Below are 15,627 nucleotides of genomic sequence, written 5' to 3' on the forward strand. Positions count from 1 at the left end.
CACTCGTAAAGGCACTCCGTTCCCTCAATGTGTGGACCTTCAGCCGCGCCCCAGCGTCGCCTCGATCTCCTGCACGACCCGCCACAAGGGCGCGTCACGCCGGGACACGACGACCACCACGTCCTCGGGCTGCTCCCCGGCCGGGGGCACCGGCGTGCCGCCGAACGCGGACTGCACGTACGCCAGTGCGTGGTCCACCGTGGCGCCGGCGTCGTCCTGGCCGTCCGAACGCAGCCAGGAGCGCAGCGCGTTGTTGTGCGCCGCGACCACAGCCGCCGCGATCACATCGGCCTGGAGGGTCCCGTCCCGGCGGGCCGCGAAGCGCCGGCGCAGATACTCGGCGAGGGCGCGCTCGTAGCGCCACACCACCGACAGCTCGTAGGCGCGCAGCCCCGGGACCTGCTTGGTGAGGCGGTAGCGCTGCACGGAGAACGTCGGGTTCTCGGCGTACATCCGCAGCACGAGCCGGGCCGCGTCGCAGACCCGCCGCACGGGTTCCTCGTCGCCGGATCCCGCCGCCAGGAAGGCGGTCATGTCGGCCAGGCACCGCTCGTGGTCCGGGAAGACCACGTCCTCCTTGGACGGGAAGTAGCGGAAGAACGAGCGCCGTCCGACCCCGGCCAGCGCCACGATGTCGTCGATGGTGGTCTGCTCGTAACCCCGCTCGAGGAACAGCTGGAAGGCAGCCGCCACGAGGGCGTCCCGCATGGGCGGCTTTCCGGTCCCGGCGCCGGCTTTCTCGGAGCTCATGAGCGGGAACGTAGCACCCGGAAGGGTACGCATGGCACTCAGTGCACTCCTTGGGAGGAACCGAGTTCCCTCTGAACCCGAGGCGCGCAAGCCGCGTATCTAGCGGCAGCCGCGCATGCGGCGGCAGGACGATCCCCGAAGACGGGCACCCCCGAGCCCGGACGGAAGGAGAGCAGCGTGTCGACACCGTCCGAGCCCCGGCAGTCGCCCGACGGCCCGGCCCTCGAGCCCATCCGCGTCCTGCGGCCCCGCCGCACCGACGCACTCGCGGAACTGATGCGGGAGTACCGGGAGGAGATCGGCTACGCACGGGACGGCGACGAGCCCGGCGGCCACGAACCCGGCGGTTACGGAACCAGCGGTCACAGGCCCGGCCGTCACACGCCCGGCGGTTACGAGTCCGTCGTACTGCCCCGGCGGCCGGCCGGCTCCGAGGACCTGACCCAGGAACTCCCGCCCCTCACCCGCGCGAACGGCGACGGCCGTGCCGGGCCCGGACCGGGACTGCGCCGCGCCGCCGTCGCGGTGGCCGTCGCCGCGGCGGCGGTGATCGGCTTCGGCGGCGCCGCCCTCCTGCTCCCCGGCGCGAAGACCGAGGACAACGCGGCACCCGCTCCCCAGCCCACCGCGTCCGCCCCCGCCCCGACCTCCACGCCCACCCCGCCCGCCGCCGATCCCGACGGGCCCGGCACTCTGCGCGAGGGAGCCACCGGCCCCGAGGTGACCGAGCTCCAGGAACGCCTCCTGCGCATCCCGGACGTCTACCGGGACGGCTCCACCAGTGGCAGCTACGACCCCACACTGACCGCGGCGGTCGCCCGCTTCCAGCTCTGGTACGGCATCCGCGGCGACGAAACCGGCGTCTACGGCAACGACACCCGGCTCGCCCTGGAGTCCCGCACGGCACCCGGCGCCGGCTGACCGCCCCCTCGGGACGGCACCCGGGATGGCAACCGCACCCCCGGCATGGTGAGGTGATGGGTGGTGAGGAGTCAGTGGCCGCGCGGGTCGAGGGAGTGGTGTGGGCATGGCGGGCATGGACGCGTTCATCGGGCGGCTGGACCCCGACATGTGCGTCGTCACGGCCGTCGCGGGCGGTGAACGGGCGGGGTGCCTGGTCGGATTCGCCTCGCAGTGCTCGATACAGCCCGTGCGGTTCGTGGTGTGGCTGTCCGAGGTGAACCACACCTTCCGGGTGGCGCGGGACGCCGAGGTGCTCGCGGTGCACCTGCTCGCCCGTGACCAGCACGGCCTCGCGGAGCGGTTCGGCGGCCGGACCGGCGACCGGACGGACAAATTCGAGGGCATCCCGCTGCGGGAGGGCTACGGCGGGGCCGTCGTGCTGGCGGACGCGCCGGCCTGGTTCGTCGGCCGGATCGTGACGCGCGCGGGCGGCGGTGACCACATCGGCTTCGTCCTCGACCCGGTCGAGTGGGGCGGGGACGAGACGTACGACGGGCCGCTGCTGCGCCTTTCCGGCGCCCACACCATCAAGCCCGGTCACCCGGTCGACTGAGCCGCATCCCGCCTCCCGAAGCCGCCAGGGTCTGTCCGGCGGATCAGGTCGCAGGGAATCGGCGGTGCCTTGTCCACGCCGCAGATCGGCGCACCAGGCCCCGCCTCTGCGGCATGATCCGCCGGACAGGCCCTAAGCCTCCGGAACTCTCGGCACCCGGACGTCCACGACACACACGTCGTCCCGCCGCTCGTCCGGCAGCATCCGCGCCAGCAACGGCCCCAGTGCCCCGGGCCCGTCCGCGTGCGAGGCCGCCACGGCCTCGGCGAGACGGTCCATACCCCGGTCGATGCTCTCCGGAGGGTGCTCGACCAGACCGTCGGTGAACAGGATGAGCCGGTCACCCGGTTCGAGACGGCACTCCGCCTCCTCGAAGACCGGCATCGTGGTCGCGCCGAGCAGCATGCCTCTGGGTCGGCTCAGATACCGCGCCTCGCCGTTCCGCAGCAGCAGGGGCGGGGGGTGCCCCGCCTGGGCCCAGACCAGACGGCGCGGTCCGGGGTCGTACCGGGCCAGCACCATGGTGGCCGTCGCGTGGGAATCGCGGGAGTGCAGCAGCAGCGTGTTCAGCCGGGCCAGCGCGCCCGTCAATGACGAACCCGTGATGACCATGCCCTTCGCCGTGAAGCGGAGCTGGGCCATCGTGGCGACGGCGTCGACGCCGTGCCCGGCGACGTCGCCGACCACCAGCAGCGCGTCCCGGTCGGGCAGTTCCACGGCGCTGAACCAGTCACCGCCGACGTGCACCCCCGACTGGGCGGGCAGATACGCGACCTCGACGCGCAGCCCCGCCAGGTGCACGGGCCGGTTCGCCAGTGGCAGCAACGCGTGCTGGAGCCGGGAGGCCAGGGTCCGCTCGGCCTGGAGCACGTCGTGCTGCGTGAGGATCGCCTGCTCGCTCTCGACCAGGGCCAGCTCCGCCCGCCGCCGGGCCGTCATGTCCTGGACGACACCGTGCACCTCGACGGGCGTGCCGTGCATGTCGGTCACGGCCTCGGCCACGAGCCGCAGATGCCGGATGCCGCCGCTCGTCCTGACCCGGAACGGCAGGTCGAACGCCCGCCCCTGGCGGACGAGTTCGCGCACGGCCCGGGTCAGCGCGGGCGCGTCCTCGGGCAGCGCGAGCTCCGGCATCCCGGTGAGCCGGACCGGACCGAGCGCGGGGTCCCGGCCGAAGATGGCGAACACCTGGGTCGACCAGGAGGCCTCCTGCGTGGCCAGGTTCCAGTTCGCCCAGCCGAGGTTGCCCAGCCGCTGGAGGTCCGCCAGCCGCTGCTCCTGCCGGTCGGAGGAGCCGTGCCGGATCCAGCTGACGACCAGCGCGTCGTCCAGCCGCGCCACCCGCGCCGAGTACGTGGACAGCGCCGCGATGCCGGCCACGACCTCCTCGTGCGCGAACGGTTCACTCTCGTACGGCTCCCGGGTGGTCAGGGTGCGCAGGCAGCCCTGCCACAGCGGCTCCTCCGTCAGGGCGGGCCGGAACTCCAGCAGCCGCCGGCCGGCCAGCTCCTCACCGGGGCGGCCCAGCAGGTCACCCGCCCGCGCGGTCGCCGCCTCCACCCGGAAGTCCTCGGTCTCGCCCGACGCGGCCCGCAGCGGGCTGAGCAGCATCGCGGCGATCGGCAGCGCGTCGAACAGTGTCTGCACCGCGTCCGTGGCGGCGTCGCCGGCCCGCTCGGGCGGTGCGTCGAAGGCGCGCAGCCGGCCGGCGCACAGCCCGGTGACGCCCCGCAGATGTGCGCGGTCGCGGGGCGTGAACGCCCCGGCGCGGGTGCGCAGCACACCGATGCAGACCTGGGCCGAGCCCGCCGTGAGCACGGGCAGCCAGGCGCGCGACCCCCACCGCTCGGGCGGGTCACCGATCAGCAGTTCCCGCCGCTCGTGCGAGGCGACGTCCTCCAGCCAGCACGGTTCGCCCGTCCGCAGCGCGTCCAGCGCCGCGATCCCGCTCAGCGGCGGCACCTGGCTCCACTGGGCGGCCAGCTGGTCGTCGATGCCGGCGTGCCCGATCAGTTCGAGTCCGCCGTCGGGCCTGCGGGCGTACATCATGATCGCGTCGGCCGCCATGTCGGGCGCGAGATGCTCCAGCAGACACCGGGCGAGGTCGTGCGGTGTCATCACCCGAACGAGGGCCTGCCCGAGGCGGGCCAGGGCGGCGGAGACGTCGTCCGGCGCGGATGTCTCCACCAGGGCGGCGGTGCCGGAGCCGGGGGTGTCGGCATCGAGGGGCTCGGTCGCCTCGCCGGGTCCGGGTGCCGTGGGCGCCAGGGACCCGAGCGTGATCCAGCACTCCTCCAGCAGGGTGTGACGCGCCGCCTTGGCCCGCTGGAGCAACCGCTCGTCCGCCGCGTCAGCGGAACACCCGGTCAGCGCCATCACGGCACCCTTGGCCCGTTCGACGACAGCCGACGTCGCCGCCTGGTCGCGCAGCCGGTCCAGTTCCGCGCGCTGCCGGGCGACGATTTTGGCCAGTTCGACCAGGTCCGGTGCGGCACCGGGCTCCGCCGGTGTCACGGGCTCGCTCGTCACGGGTTGAGCATCGCACACGCGGGCCCGTTCGAAGACTGCCTTGTACGCACGGGCAGCTCCCGCTTCCCAGGGGCCACGTCCGTCACAGCAGCCCCCGGGCCCTCAGTCGCCGTCGCGCGGATACAGCCACAGCCGCAGCAGCCGGCTGAGCCTCGGCATCACCAGATAGGTCAGCACCGGCAGCAGTACCAGCGGGAACACGGCCGCCCGCAGCGGCAGCGGCCACCCGGTGGTGTGCGGCGTCACCAGCCACTGGATGAGCAGCGTGAAGGGATAGGCGCCGAGGAACGTCGTGAGGACCATCTTCCACCGGGGCGGGGCCTGCACGGTGGTGCCGGGCAGGCTGAACCACGTCTCCATCCCGGTGGTCGACTGGCGTTCGCTGCTGACCTCGGTGGCGATGTCCTCGATCCGCCGGTGCCAGTGCGCGCGCTCCTCGGACTCCAGCCAGGCGGCCAGCCGGTGCCGGTCGGACCAGCGCAGCACCGCGTGGTAGCGGTGGCCGTCCTCGGGCGTGAGCCAGGAGACGCCCTCGTTGCCCGGGAACTGTCTGGCGCAGCGGGTGATGCCGCGCGTCCACTCCTCGAACTGCCGCTCCCGGCCGGGACGCACCTGCCAGGTCAGAACCGTTGTCACCGGCTCGGCGCGCCGGATTTCGGTGGTGCTCATCCCTCTGCGGGTGCCACGCCTGACGCGCGTCATGCCCCGAGGCTCACGGCTGGCGATTGGCCTCCACGAGCGCCGTGGTGACCGCCCGGACGCTGCGCGCGATGTGCTGCAACTGCATGACCTCGGCCGCGTACAGCTTGATGGTGTGCTCGATGACGCCCTCGTGCAGACCGAGTCCCGGCAGGTCGGCGCGGGCGGTCTGGAGGGCGGTGCGGGCCACCCTGAGCTCCTGCTGGACCTGGATCTGGGCATGCCGGGCGAGCAGGACGGGGTGGCGGACGAACACGGGGTAGCCGGCGTAGCGCGCGGGCACCAGCTCGCGCAGCCACTTGGCCGCCGAGCGCTCCCAGTCGTAGCTGCCGGGGGTTTTGACCTGGCAGGGCCAGTCCGGGCTGATGCGCGTGGACGTCAGGGGCATGATCATCGCTTCCGGGTGTGCGGCGTCGTGAGGGTGGACGACGGGTCGGGGCGGCCCCGGCCTAGGGGATGACCGGGGCCGCCACGGACACCCGGGACGCCGAGGCGGGTAGGAGCCGGCCCCTCGGGTGCGGAACGGAACCGGAAGGCCGGGTCGCGATCCGTGTGCAGTATTTATATATGCCATCCGGTTTTCAAGCCGCATGAAAACATTCATGCGCGCTTTGTTGTGGACTGCCGCTCAGTCCCGCAGGAAGAAATGGTGCTGGTCGGCGACCTGTTCGTACTCCTCAAGCCGGGCCTGCGTCCGTTCCGGGTCCGCGTCCGTCATGGCCTGGAGCAGCGCCGAGCACATCACGCCCGGGGCGGCGTAGGAGTCGAAGACCAGGCGCGACCCGGTCCCGAGGGCGAAGGCGACGTCGGCCTCGTCCGCGAGCGGCCCGAGCGCCAGGTCGGTGATGAGAGCGACCTTGAGTCCGGCGCCCCGCGCGACCCGGACGGCCGTCAGGGTCTCCTGGGCGTGCCGGGGCATGGAGAACGCCAGCACCCAGGTGCCGCCCGCCTCGCGCGACTGGAGCAGCGCGTCGTAGGCGACGCTGCCGCCCCGTGTCACGAGCCGTACGTCCGGGTGGATCCGGCGGGCGGCGTAGGCGAAGTACTCGGCCAGCGAGACGGAGATGCGCAGGCCGAGGACCGTCAGCGGGGTCGAGGACGACAGCTTGCGGCCGATGTCGATCACCAGGTTCGGGTCGGCGAAGTCCCGCCGCAGGTTCTCCAGGTTCTCGATCTCCGCGTCGACCGCCGCCTGCAGCTCGTTGCCCCGGTTCTCCTCGGCCGGGCCGCCGCCCGCGAGGGTGCCGAGCGCGATGGACTGGAGCTTCTCCCGCAGCGCCGGGTAGCCGCTGAAGCCGACCGCCGAGGCGAAACGCGTCACCGAGGGCTGGCTCACGCCGACCCGGTCGGCGAGATCCGTGATGGACAGGAACGCCGCCTCGGTGATGTTCTCGATCAGGTACTGGGCGATGCGCCGCTGGCCCGGGGACAGCCGGGGCCGGTCGAAGAGCGCTCTGAGCTGGGCGGACGGGGAGACCTCCGCTTCCGGGGCGGCCTTCCCCGAGGTGATCGCGGATGCCTGTGCGCGTGCCTGCTGCGGCGATGGCACCGGTTCGCCTCCTTCGTCTCCCAGGGACGTTCAACATAGCTCACGCACCGTGGTGACCAGGGCTTCTCCGTACAGCACATGAGGTGCCCGGCAGGGGGATACCCGGACGCCGGGCGGGAACCCGCCGCGGCAGAAGATCGACACGACCGACGAGGAGCCGACGTCATGACCGTCCCCGAGGAGAACCGGCCGAAGACGCAGACCACGGACGAGGTCCTGGAACAGCAGGACGAGAACCAGCCTCGGCCGCCGGGCGCGACCGGCCGCACGATGCGTGAGGCCCTGGAGGAGGCCGAGGTGCGACCCGACGACTACGACGAGCATTAGCACGCTCCAGGCCGCCGCAACCGAACCGACGACGCTTCCGGCAGGTGAGACCGCATGGGCGCACTGAGTGCGCTGGAGGAGACACTGGAAAACCGATGGGAGGCCCTGTGGGCACGGGTCCTCGACAAGGAGCCGGTCGAGGTTCTCGACGCCCTGCGACACGAGTGCGACGACAACGCCGTGGTGTGCCGGGCGGGCCGGATCATGGTCCCCAACGCCTACGACGTGGAACTCGCCGATGAGGTGCACGACCAGTTGACGCGCCACGGCACCAGCGTGGGCCAGGCCCTCACCGACAGCCTGTCCCGTCACGCGGAACGCAGGGGATACGAGTTCGCGGGCCCGCTCGCGGTACACGTCGCGAGGTGCCCCGACGTGCCCAACGGCCGTTACCGAGTGGCGAGTCGCGTCATGCAGCACGTGAGCACGGACGGCTTCTTCCACGCGGCCCACTGAAGCGCCCCAAAGGGGCGCGGGGAACTGCGCGAGCAACCACGATGCACCCGCGGACGACCCGGAACGGACGTTCAACGGCGATAGATCGTGATCGAGTGCCCCACATCGTCGACCGGGCGGCTGCTCCCGATCAACTCGGCCAGCCGCCCGGTCGCTTTCGCGGCCGCGGAGTCCGACACCACCAGCACCCCCCGCACGTCACCGGCCGGCACCTTGCGAGGATCACCGGCCCGGATGCCGTAAAAGGACGGCACACCGCTGCCCTTGTACACGAGCCACACCCGCTCACCCGGATACCGCTCGCGCAGCCGCTGCGCGAGCCGCCCCAGATCCTGCCCCCAGTCCACGTTGGAGTCGTGCAGGAACTCCCGCGTCCTGCCCGGCCCGCCGAACGCCTCATTGGAGTACGGCAGGTAGTAGGGGTACGTCCGCAGCGAACTGACCGCGACGAACGCCACCAGCACCCCCACCCCGACGGGGACCCACCGCCGCCGCACCACGAGGACGCACCCCGCCGCCACCCCGAGAGACAGCGGCAGGAAGACGGCGTACCGCGTGCCGAAGTCCCGCGCCCCCTGCATGGCCGCCGCCAGCAGCACCAGGGGAGGAGCCAGCACATAGGGTGCGGCCGGACGCAGGCGGCGCACCGCGACCACGACGACCGCCCCGGCGACCCACAGCGCCAGCGTCCCGAGCGGTGTCTTCACCAGCAGCGCGGCCGGCAGGTAGTACCAGAGCGAGCCCGAGTACAGCCGGCCGAACAGAAAACCCTGCCAGGGCCGGTTCTCCAGCCCGAACTGGACCCGCATCCCGTCCCGGTACGCCTCCGGGAACGGCAGGAACCGGACCAGCAGCCCGCGCAGCCCGCGCACCACGGGAACATGCTGCTCCGGAGTCCAGCGCAGCCGCGGATCGACCAGCAGATACGTGACCCACACGACCGCGATCGCCACCAGAGCCACCACACCCGCCCCGACGGCCGCACGCACGAGGCGCCGGCCTCCTCCGGACGCGTGCCACACCGAGACGGCGGCCAGAGCCATGAGGACCGGTACGGCCGGGAGCGTGCTCATCTTCGTGGCCAGGGCCGCCCCCAGCGCCACGCCGGCGAGCGGCACGTACAGCCGGGGCCTGCGGCGCGCCCGCCACAGCAGCCACGCCGACGTCAGCACGAACCCGGCGGCCGGCACGTCGAGCGTGGCGAGCGAGCCGTGCGCGATGACGTCGGGGGAGCAGCAGTACAGGGCGAGCGCGGCCAACGCCCCCGCTCTCGCGGCCAGTTCACGGGTGAAGGCGAAGACGACCAGCCCGAAGAGCAGCGTCAGCGCGATCACGGGGAGACGGGCCCACAGCATCAGCCGCCAGGGGTCGTTGCCCGTCTCGTAGAGCAAGTGCCGCCCCACCGCGCCCTGGTCCCCGGTGAAGGACGGGTCGACGCGCGGATGTGCGAGGGCCACCCCGGCGCCGATGAGGAGTTTGCCGAGGGGCGGGTGCTCGGGGTTGTGGCGCAGCCGGTGCTCGTGCGTGTACTCGGCGGCCGCGCCCACGTACACCGGTTCGTCGATCGTCGGGGTCTGCCGCACGGCGGTGGTGACCATCGCGAAGGCCATCGCCGCGAGCAGCACGGACACCAGGAGCGGCAGCGGCCACCGTGCGCCGGGCCGCCGGGTGGCCCCCGCCGTCGCCGGCGGGGGGAGCGACAGCGGACGCGGGACGGCGGGAGCGGTCCAGAGGTCCCTCATGGAGCCACTCTGCACCAGCCCCCGCCGCTCGGGGTGTCACCGCTTCACGAGTCGCACCGACAGACCGTCAGCGGTGTGCACGGGCACGGCCCGCAGCGTCGTCGAGTCCAGTTCGACACGGTCGAACCGGCCGCGCAGCGCCGGAGCCGACAGGACCGGGACGGTGGTCCCCGCGACCGGCGGCCGATCGGCGTCGAGCCGCAGCGACAGCACGCTGCCCCGGCCGAGCACCACGCGCCGGCTCACCGTGAGCGCCGGGCCGTGGTTCCCGCGCAGCCCCAGCTCCAGCGTCGACTCGCCCTCCTGGACGTACGAGCCGCGCACCCGAAGGACCTGGTCCGCGCGCAGGGTGCCGCCCGTGACCCGGACGTCGCCCTGCCCCAGGGCGTTGGGGGACGCGGCGACCAGCGTGCCGTCCTCGACGACGGTCCCGCCGCGGTAACGGTTGTGGCCGGTCAGCGTGAGCGTGCCCGTGCCGCGCTTGGTCAGCCCGCCGTCGCCCTCGATGTCGTTGCGCCAGCTGTCCGCCGCGTGGAAGCCACCGGCCGCCGCGTCCAGCGTCACCGTGACGTCGGTGTCGAAGGCGCCGTACCCGTCCGCCGCCGCGAACAGGTTCAGCCGGCCCCACTGCTCGAAGGCGTCCAGCAGGACGTATCCGGAGGGCAGCGCGGTCGTGCGCAGCACCTCGCGGCGCTGGGCCGCGCTCAGGTACGGCAGCCGTGTCTCCAGCAGGACCTCCGCGCCCTTCGGCACGGTGAGCGGGTCCTTGCGGCCGCGGCGGGGCAGGACGTACGTCAACCGGTGCCCGACCGCCCGGGCGTTGGCCTCGCGGTCGGCGTACGCGTCGTCGGCGTCCGAGTGGGCGTAGGTGTACAGCGTGTCCGGCGTCGTGCCGGTCTTCCCGGTGAAGTAGGCGAGGGCCTGGGCGCGTGCCGCCGCCTTGAGCTCCGCGTTCGCCGGGTCGGCCAGCGTCGCCGCGGTCAGGGCGGTCGCCATGATCCGGCCGCCGATGACGTCGACGGTGGAGTGCATGCCCGACATGATCCGGGTGTGGCTCAGCTCGAACGCCCGCGTCACCAGCTCCTGGAAACGCTCGGGCACCGCGTACGCGTAGGCCAGACCGGCCAGATGGAAGGCGTTGGTGTGGCCGCTCGGGAACCCCCCGTCCTCCTCCGGGGTCTCGGAGCGCTGGCGCAGCAGCTGCGGGGCGACCACCACGTCCGAGTCGTACACCGGGTAGCCGAGGGCGTCCTTCTTCCCGGTGTCCACGACCTCGCTGTCCTCGTTCATCCGCCACGGACGCGGGTACTGGAAGGCGAACTTGGCCGGGTTGCCCGAGGCGAACGGCCCGCGCACGGTGTCGACCAGCTTGGCCACCTTGCCGAGGTCCGAGTCGTAGGAGCCCGCGCCGAGCGCGGATCCGGCGGGGGCGTCGGCGGGCAGGGTGTCGTTGATCTTCCCTGCGGGCGTGCCGTCCGGAGCGGTGGTGATGGACGTGACCGCCTTGGCACCCGACCTGTACAGGCCGGCGAGCGGGCCCAGGCCGCCGATCATGGCGTAGCTCTGGTGCTGGCGGTCGTAGAGGAAGGCCTCCTTCGCCTGCGCGTCGGTGCGGGACGTCGTGATCCGGGCGCAGTAGCGCATGTTGGCGCGCAGCACCTCGCGGTCCAGGACGCGGCCGGTGTCCCAGGCGCCGCCGGTCTTCCACACCTTTGCCATGCCGCCCAGGATCCGGACGACGGCGTTGGTCTCCGGGGTCTGGTTCGCGACGACGTTCGACTTGTAGTCGTCGACGAACGCGGCGGGGCCCGTGGCGGCTTTCGCGTCGGCGGCGGCGAGCCACGTGGCGAAGGTCGGTGCGGCGAGCAGACCCGCCGAGGCACCGAGGGAGGTCCTGAGGAAGCCCCGCCGGTCGACGGTGGCGGGGGAGCGGTGCCCGGCTGATGACGGCATGGGTGCGCCTCTCTGGAGTTCAGCGAAGAAGGTGTCGTGCCGTTGTGCGACGTGCTTCGGCCGTGTGCGGCCGGAAAGGTGATGCAGCGTGTGCGACTTCTGGTGCCTGTGATGGCTTCTGTGGCACCTGGTGCCTACGAGCGAAGATCTACTGCCGTGCTGTGACCCTTCGGAGAGGGTCCGGCCACCAGCCGGTGTCCGGCACGTGAACGGCGCCCGCCCGGCTCACAGCAGCGAACGGGCCAGCGCCACCGCGCCCTCGACCGGCGGCACCCGCAGCGGCTGCGGCCGGGCCCCGGGCAGGGACTCGGCGAGCGCGGAGGTGAACGCCTCGTACAGCGCGGGCTGGGCGAGGACCGTGCCGCCCGCCACCACCACGTCGTCCACCGGGACCCCGCGCGCGGCGAGCCGTACGACGAGCGCGGCGAGCGCCCGCCCGCCGTCGGCGATCACCGCCCGGGCGAGTGGCGAGCCCGCCTCGGCGGCGTCGAACACGGCGGGGGAGCGGCGGCCCCACTCGGCGGAGACGTCCGTGGCGGCCTCCAGCGCGGCGCCGAGTGCGGGCACCTCGGCCACCCCGAACGCGGCGACCAGCCCGGTCGCCAGCGCGTCGGGCTCCTCGCCCCGGTCGTGCGCGGCCCAGACGGCACGCGCGGCCTCACGGACGAGGCCGGCCGCGCCGCCCTCGTCCCCGAGCACCGCGCCCCAGCCGCCGACCTGGACCGCAGCGCCGTCGGGCAGCCGCCCCACCGCGACCGAACCGGTACCGGCGACCAGTCCGACGCCCTTGTCCAGCCCCGCGGCGGGAACGAGCAGTTCGGCATCGCCCACGACGAGCGCGGGCACCCCCAGCCGCTCCTGAAGGGCGGCGCGGATGCCCGCGCACTGGCGTGGGGTCTCGCAGGCGTGACCGCCCACGGCGAGAGCGGACGGTCGTACGTGAGAAGGCAGGGCGCCGGCGACCAGAGCGGCCAGCCAGTCGGCGGCGGCCCCGGGGTCGTGCGGCCGCCATCCCGAACTGCTGCGGACATGGTCGACGACGTCCTCGTCGCCCGCGAAGGCGCGCAGATGTGTCTTGGTGCCGCCCACGTCGATACCGACCGCGTAAGGCGTGGAGTCCTGCACGGGTCCTCTTTCGTCGTTGCGCGGTCACGACGACGGCAGGCGAACCGCCCGTCGGACCACGGCAGTTGAAGAGGTAGGGAAGCCCCGGGACGGGCTTCTGCGGAACACGGCAGGCGAGTACCGTGAAGTTCGTTAGGAAGTTAACTAACGAAGTAGGGTGCGCGTCAAGAGGCACGGAATCCCGATGCCGCGCGACCCCTGCCGCCGCCTTTCACGGCCGCAGCACGACCTGGGGAGACCATGCACCTGAGCGAGAGTGCCCGTGTGGTGTTCGACGTACTGGCCGGGACGGGCACGGCCACCCGCCCCCAGCTGGCGGCCGGTGCGGGCCTTTCCAAGCCGACCGTCTCCTCCGCCGTGGCCGAGCTCGAAGCCGTCGAGCTCGCCGCCCACTCCGGCAGGGCCTCCGGCGGCACCGGCCGCAGCGCCGCGATCTACCGTCTCGGACCGGCCGCCGGTGCCGTGCTCGCGGTCGACCTGGGACCCGCCGTGACCCGGGTGCGCGGCTGCGCCCTGGACGGCACCCTGCTCGCCGAGGGCACGGGCTCCCGCCGGGACGCGGCCGACACCGTCCGCAAGGTCCTCGACGCCCTGCCCGCCGGGGCCCCGCTGCGGGCCGTCGTCGTCGCCGTCGGTGACGTCCCTACCCGGGACCGCGCCGGGGAGCGCCCCGCGACCGCCAAGGCCGGCCCCGTCTTCGACGCCATGGCCGTCGCCCTGCCCGAGGGTGTCCCCGTCCACCTGGAGAACAACGTCAACTGCGCCGCCCTCGCCGAGCTCCACGAGGGCGCCGCCGTCGGCCGGGACACCTTCGGCTACCTGCGCATCGGCGTCGGCATCGGTCTCGCCGTCGTCATCGGCGGCCGGGTGCTGCGCGGCGCGAACGGCGCCGCCGGTGAGGTGGCCCGGCTGCCCTACCCGTGGGACGACGACCACGCACCGCGCCACGAGGGCCTGGAGCGGCGCATGGGCTCGCGCACCCTGCTGCGCCGGGCGGCCGAGGCGTGGCAGGAGACCGACGGTCCTCGCCCGCGCACCGCCGAGCGGCTCCTCGCCCTCGCCGGGCAGGGGCATGCCACGGCCGGTGCCGTGGTCGCCTCGCACGCCGCCGACGTGGGCCGGCTAGCCGCCGCCGTCGCCGCCGTATTGGACCCCGGGCTGATCGTCCTGGGCGGCGGTACCGGAGCGGATCCGCAGCTCCTGCCCGGGGTACGGGCCGAGCTGGCCCGGCTGAGCTGGCCCACCGAGGTGGTCAGCAGCGTGGTGGGTGACACCGGCACGGTGGCGGGCGCCAGCAGGCTCGCGGTCGCCCATGGAATTCAAACCGTGACCGGAGCTGTGCGGGCGAAGCATTGACGGCTGCGCCATCGGTCTGCCAATGTCCGGACAAGCGCTTTCTGAGTCGGCCGGGACGCCGACTCCGGGTGAGCCTCCCGCCCGTACGAGAAGTACGGCAGCCGCACGAGGGCGTGCTTGTGCGACGCCGGCCGTCATGGCCGGGGACCCCACCCGTCAAGGCGTCGCGGCCGGGCGAGGCCGTGCCCCCGGAAAGCGAATTTTCCCGCAAACTGCACCCGTGCCGCCTCGGCTGGCGCCGTGCTTCCTCCGCTACGACGAAAAGGGATCGAAGATGACCAGTGTGGGTGTGCGGCGCTCCCGCCGACTCGGCCGCGGCGGCATACGCCGCGTGGTTCCCCTCGCTGCCGTGGCCACGGCAGGTGCCCTTCTGCTCTCCGCCTGCGGGTCGGGGTCCGACTCGGGCGGGACCTCCAAGTCGCTGACGTTCTGGATCTCCACCGTTCCGGGGCAGGACGCGGGCTGGAAGAAGATGGTGGCGCAGTACAAGAAGGAAACCGGCGTCAAGATCAACCTCGTCAACATCCCCTACGACGGGTACCCGACGAAGCTGCACAACGCCGCGCAGGCGAACTCCCTGCCCGACGTGGCGGCCGTGCCGGCGCTGGACCCGATCTGGGCGAACAAGCTGATCGACCTCAGGTCCATCGCCAACAAGAAGAGCAACAAGATCAACCCCAACTTCCTCGCCAAGGACTCGTCCGGGAAGGTGCTGTCCATCCCCTCGGACGTCACCGCGTCCGGCATGTTCATCAACAAGACGCTGTTCAAGAAGGCCGGTGTCTCCTTCCCGACCTCGCCCCAGAAGACCTGGACCTGGACCGAATTCATCAAGGCGGCGGACAAGGTCCGGGAGAAGACCGGTGCCAAGTACTCCCTGACCTTCGACCAGTCGCCGTCCCGGCTCCGCGCCATGGTGTACGAGCTCGGAGGCAAGTACGTCCACGCGGACTCCTCCGGCAAGTTCTCCGTGGACGCCGCGACCAGGAAGGCCGTGAAGCGCTTCGTCGGGCTGAACGACGACAAGACCATGCCGAAGTCGGTGTGGACCAGCGGCGCCGACCCGTCGGCCATGTTCCAGAGCGGTGACGTGGTCGCCTACTGGTCCGGCGTGTGGCAGGTGCCCGCCTTCGCGGAGAGCATCAAGAAGTTCGACTGGGCGAGCGTCCCGACTCCCGCCGAGCCGGTGCAGGCCAGCGACGTCAACAGCGGCGGCATGACGGTGGGCTTCAACAACAACGCCGCCGCGGCCGACGCCGCGACGAAGTTCCTGACCTGGCTGTACGAGCCGGCGCACTACCAGGAGCTGTGCGAGACGTCCGGCTTCCTGCCGGTCGAGAGCGGCCTGAACCCGAAGTACCCCTTCAAGTCCGAGGCGGCGCAGGCGGCGTTCAAGCTGTACAACGAGTCGATCCCGCTCTACGCCCCGATCTCCGGCTACTTCAACACCGCGCAGACGAAGTGGGTGCTGAAGGGCAAGAGCCTCCCCGAAGACCCGACCAAGACGGAGCTCGGCAAGGCGATCAACGGCCAGCAGTCGGTCGACAAGGCGCTGGACAACATCGTGGACGTCTACAACCAGCAGGTCGGCGGCTGAGCGCAGCCCGGCAAGCCCGGGCGGCGGG

At 72.6% G+C, this 15,627-nt stretch carries 14 protein-coding genes; 6 read left to right on the forward strand and 8 right to left on the reverse strand.

The features are described from left to right. Positions 1-39: 39 nt before the first annotated feature. Positions 40-750 carry a TetR family transcriptional regulator gene (locus tag MQE23_RS41095; RefSeq protein WP_037666795.1) on the reverse strand — a complete coding sequence of 237 codons (711 nt, stop codon included), beginning with the start codon at positions 748-750 and terminating at the stop codon, positions 40-42. Positions 751-927: 177 nt separating this feature from the next. On the opposite strand from MQE23_RS41095, the gene MQE23_RS41100 reads away from it, so the two are divergent. Further along, positions 928-1,671, forward strand: a complete 744-nt coding sequence (locus tag MQE23_RS41100) for a peptidoglycan-binding domain-containing protein (protein ID WP_243381856.1) — start codon at positions 928-930, stop codon at positions 1,669-1,671. 106 nt (positions 1,672-1,777) lie between these two features. Next, complete coding sequence (locus MQE23_RS41105; protein ID WP_037666788.1) at positions 1,778-2,266, forward strand: flavin reductase family protein; 489 nt, start codon at positions 1,778-1,780, stop codon at positions 2,264-2,266. A gap of 132 nt (positions 2,267-2,398) precedes the next feature. On the opposite strand, the gene MQE23_RS41110 is transcribed toward MQE23_RS41105, so the two are convergent. The 4 genes from MQE23_RS41110 to MQE23_RS41125 form a co-directional block, all read right to left on the reverse strand. Continuing rightward, positions 2,399-4,795 (reverse strand): SpoIIE family protein phosphatase, encoded by a 2,397-nt coding sequence (locus MQE23_RS41110; RefSeq protein ID WP_243381858.1) that lies wholly within the window; start codon positions 4,793-4,795, stop codon positions 2,399-2,401. Between the two features lie 102 nt (positions 4,796-4,897). Further along, on the reverse strand, positions 4,898-5,464 hold the full coding sequence (locus MQE23_RS41115; protein WP_020269649.1) for an antibiotic biosynthesis monooxygenase: 567 nt from the start codon (positions 5,462-5,464) through the stop codon (positions 4,898-4,900). Positions 5,465-5,507: 43 nt separating this feature from the next. Beyond that, positions 5,508-5,882 (reverse strand): hypothetical protein, encoded by a 375-nt coding sequence (locus MQE23_RS41120; protein ID WP_037666791.1) that lies wholly within the window; start codon positions 5,880-5,882, stop codon positions 5,508-5,510. A 240-nt stretch (positions 5,883-6,122) separates the two neighbouring features. Beyond that, positions 6,123-7,043, reverse strand: a complete 921-nt coding sequence (locus MQE23_RS41125; RefSeq protein WP_020269647.1) for a MurR/RpiR family transcriptional regulator — start codon at positions 7,041-7,043, stop codon at positions 6,123-6,125. Between the two features lie 165 nt (positions 7,044-7,208). On the opposite strand from MQE23_RS41125, the gene MQE23_RS41130 reads away from it, so the two are divergent. After that, positions 7,209-7,370, forward strand: coding sequence for a hypothetical protein (locus MQE23_RS41130; protein ID WP_020269646.1), 162 nt, complete (start codon positions 7,209-7,211; stop codon positions 7,368-7,370). A 54-nt stretch (positions 7,371-7,424) separates the two neighbouring features. Beyond that, positions 7,425-7,826, forward strand: coding sequence for a DUF3662 domain-containing protein (locus tag MQE23_RS41135; protein WP_020269645.1), 402 nt, complete (start codon positions 7,425-7,427; stop codon positions 7,824-7,826). A gap of 71 nt (positions 7,827-7,897) precedes the next feature. Here MQE23_RS41135 and MQE23_RS41140 read toward each other — a convergent pair whose 3' ends face one another. The 3 genes from MQE23_RS41140 to MQE23_RS41150 form a co-directional block, all read right to left on the reverse strand. After that, positions 7,898-9,436, reverse strand: coding sequence for a phospholipid carrier-dependent glycosyltransferase (locus tag MQE23_RS41140; RefSeq protein ID WP_243382926.1), 1,539 nt, complete (start codon positions 9,434-9,436; stop codon positions 7,898-7,900). A 168-nt stretch (positions 9,437-9,604) separates the two neighbouring features. Further along, on the reverse strand, positions 9,605-11,521 hold the full coding sequence (locus MQE23_RS41145; RefSeq protein WP_243381860.1) for a phosphatase PAP2 family protein: 1,917 nt from the start codon (positions 11,519-11,521) through the stop codon (positions 9,605-9,607). A gap of 225 nt (positions 11,522-11,746) precedes the next feature. Further along, on the reverse strand, positions 11,747-12,646 hold the full coding sequence (locus MQE23_RS41150; RefSeq protein WP_243381862.1) for a BadF/BadG/BcrA/BcrD ATPase family protein: 900 nt from the start codon (positions 12,644-12,646) through the stop codon (positions 11,747-11,749). Between the two features lie 240 nt (positions 12,647-12,886). Between MQE23_RS41150 and MQE23_RS41155 the strand changes: the two genes are divergently transcribed. Further along, complete coding sequence (locus tag MQE23_RS41155) at positions 12,887-14,002, forward strand: ROK family protein (RefSeq protein WP_243381864.1); 1,116 nt, start codon at positions 12,887-12,889, stop codon at positions 14,000-14,002. A gap of 274 nt (positions 14,003-14,276) precedes the next feature. Then, the gene (locus tag MQE23_RS41160) at positions 14,277-15,599 is read left to right on the forward strand and encodes an extracellular solute-binding protein (RefSeq protein ID WP_243381866.1); all 1,323 of its coding nucleotides are present in this window, start codon (positions 14,277-14,279) and stop codon (positions 15,597-15,599) included. The last annotated feature ends 28 nt before the right edge of the window (positions 15,600-15,627 follow it).

The sequence above is a fragment of the Streptomyces sp. HP-A2021 genome, from assembly GCF_022807935.1.
GTDB classification, from domain to species: domain Bacteria; phylum Actinomycetota; class Actinomycetes; order Streptomycetales; family Streptomycetaceae; genus Streptomyces; species Streptomyces afghaniensis.

Coding starts and splice junctions, on each gene's coding strand:
- MQE23_RS41095 (WP_037666795.1), bottom strand. CDS start 750: ATGAGCTCCGAGAAAGCCGGCGCCGGGACCGGAAAGCCGCCCATGCGG.
- MQE23_RS41105 (WP_037666788.1), top strand. CDS start 1,778: ATGGCGGGCATGGACGCGTTCATCGGGCGGCTGGACCCCGACATGTGC.
- MQE23_RS41115 (WP_020269649.1), bottom strand. CDS start 5,464: ATGAGCACCACCGAAATCCGGCGCGCCGAGCCGGTGACAACGGTTCTG.
- MQE23_RS41120 (WP_037666791.1), bottom strand. CDS start 5,882: ATGCCCCTGACGTCCACGCGCATCAGCCCGGACTGGCCCTGCCAGGTC.
- MQE23_RS41130 (WP_020269646.1), top strand. CDS start 7,209: ATGACCGTCCCCGAGGAGAACCGGCCGAAGACGCAGACCACGGACGAG.
- MQE23_RS41135 (WP_020269645.1), top strand. CDS start 7,425: ATGGGCGCACTGAGTGCGCTGGAGGAGACACTGGAAAACCGATGGGAG.
- MQE23_RS41140 (WP_243382926.1), bottom strand. CDS start 9,436: ATGGCCTTCGCGATGGTCACCACCGCCGTGCGGCAGACCCCGACGATC.
- MQE23_RS41145 (WP_243381860.1), bottom strand. CDS start 11,521: ATGCCGTCATCAGCCGGGCACCGCTCCCCCGCCACCGTCGACCGGCGG.
- MQE23_RS41155 (WP_243381864.1), top strand. CDS start 12,887: ATGCACCTGAGCGAGAGTGCCCGTGTGGTGTTCGACGTACTGGCCGGG.
- MQE23_RS41160 (WP_243381866.1), top strand. CDS start 14,277: ATGACCAGTGTGGGTGTGCGGCGCTCCCGCCGACTCGGCCGCGGCGGC.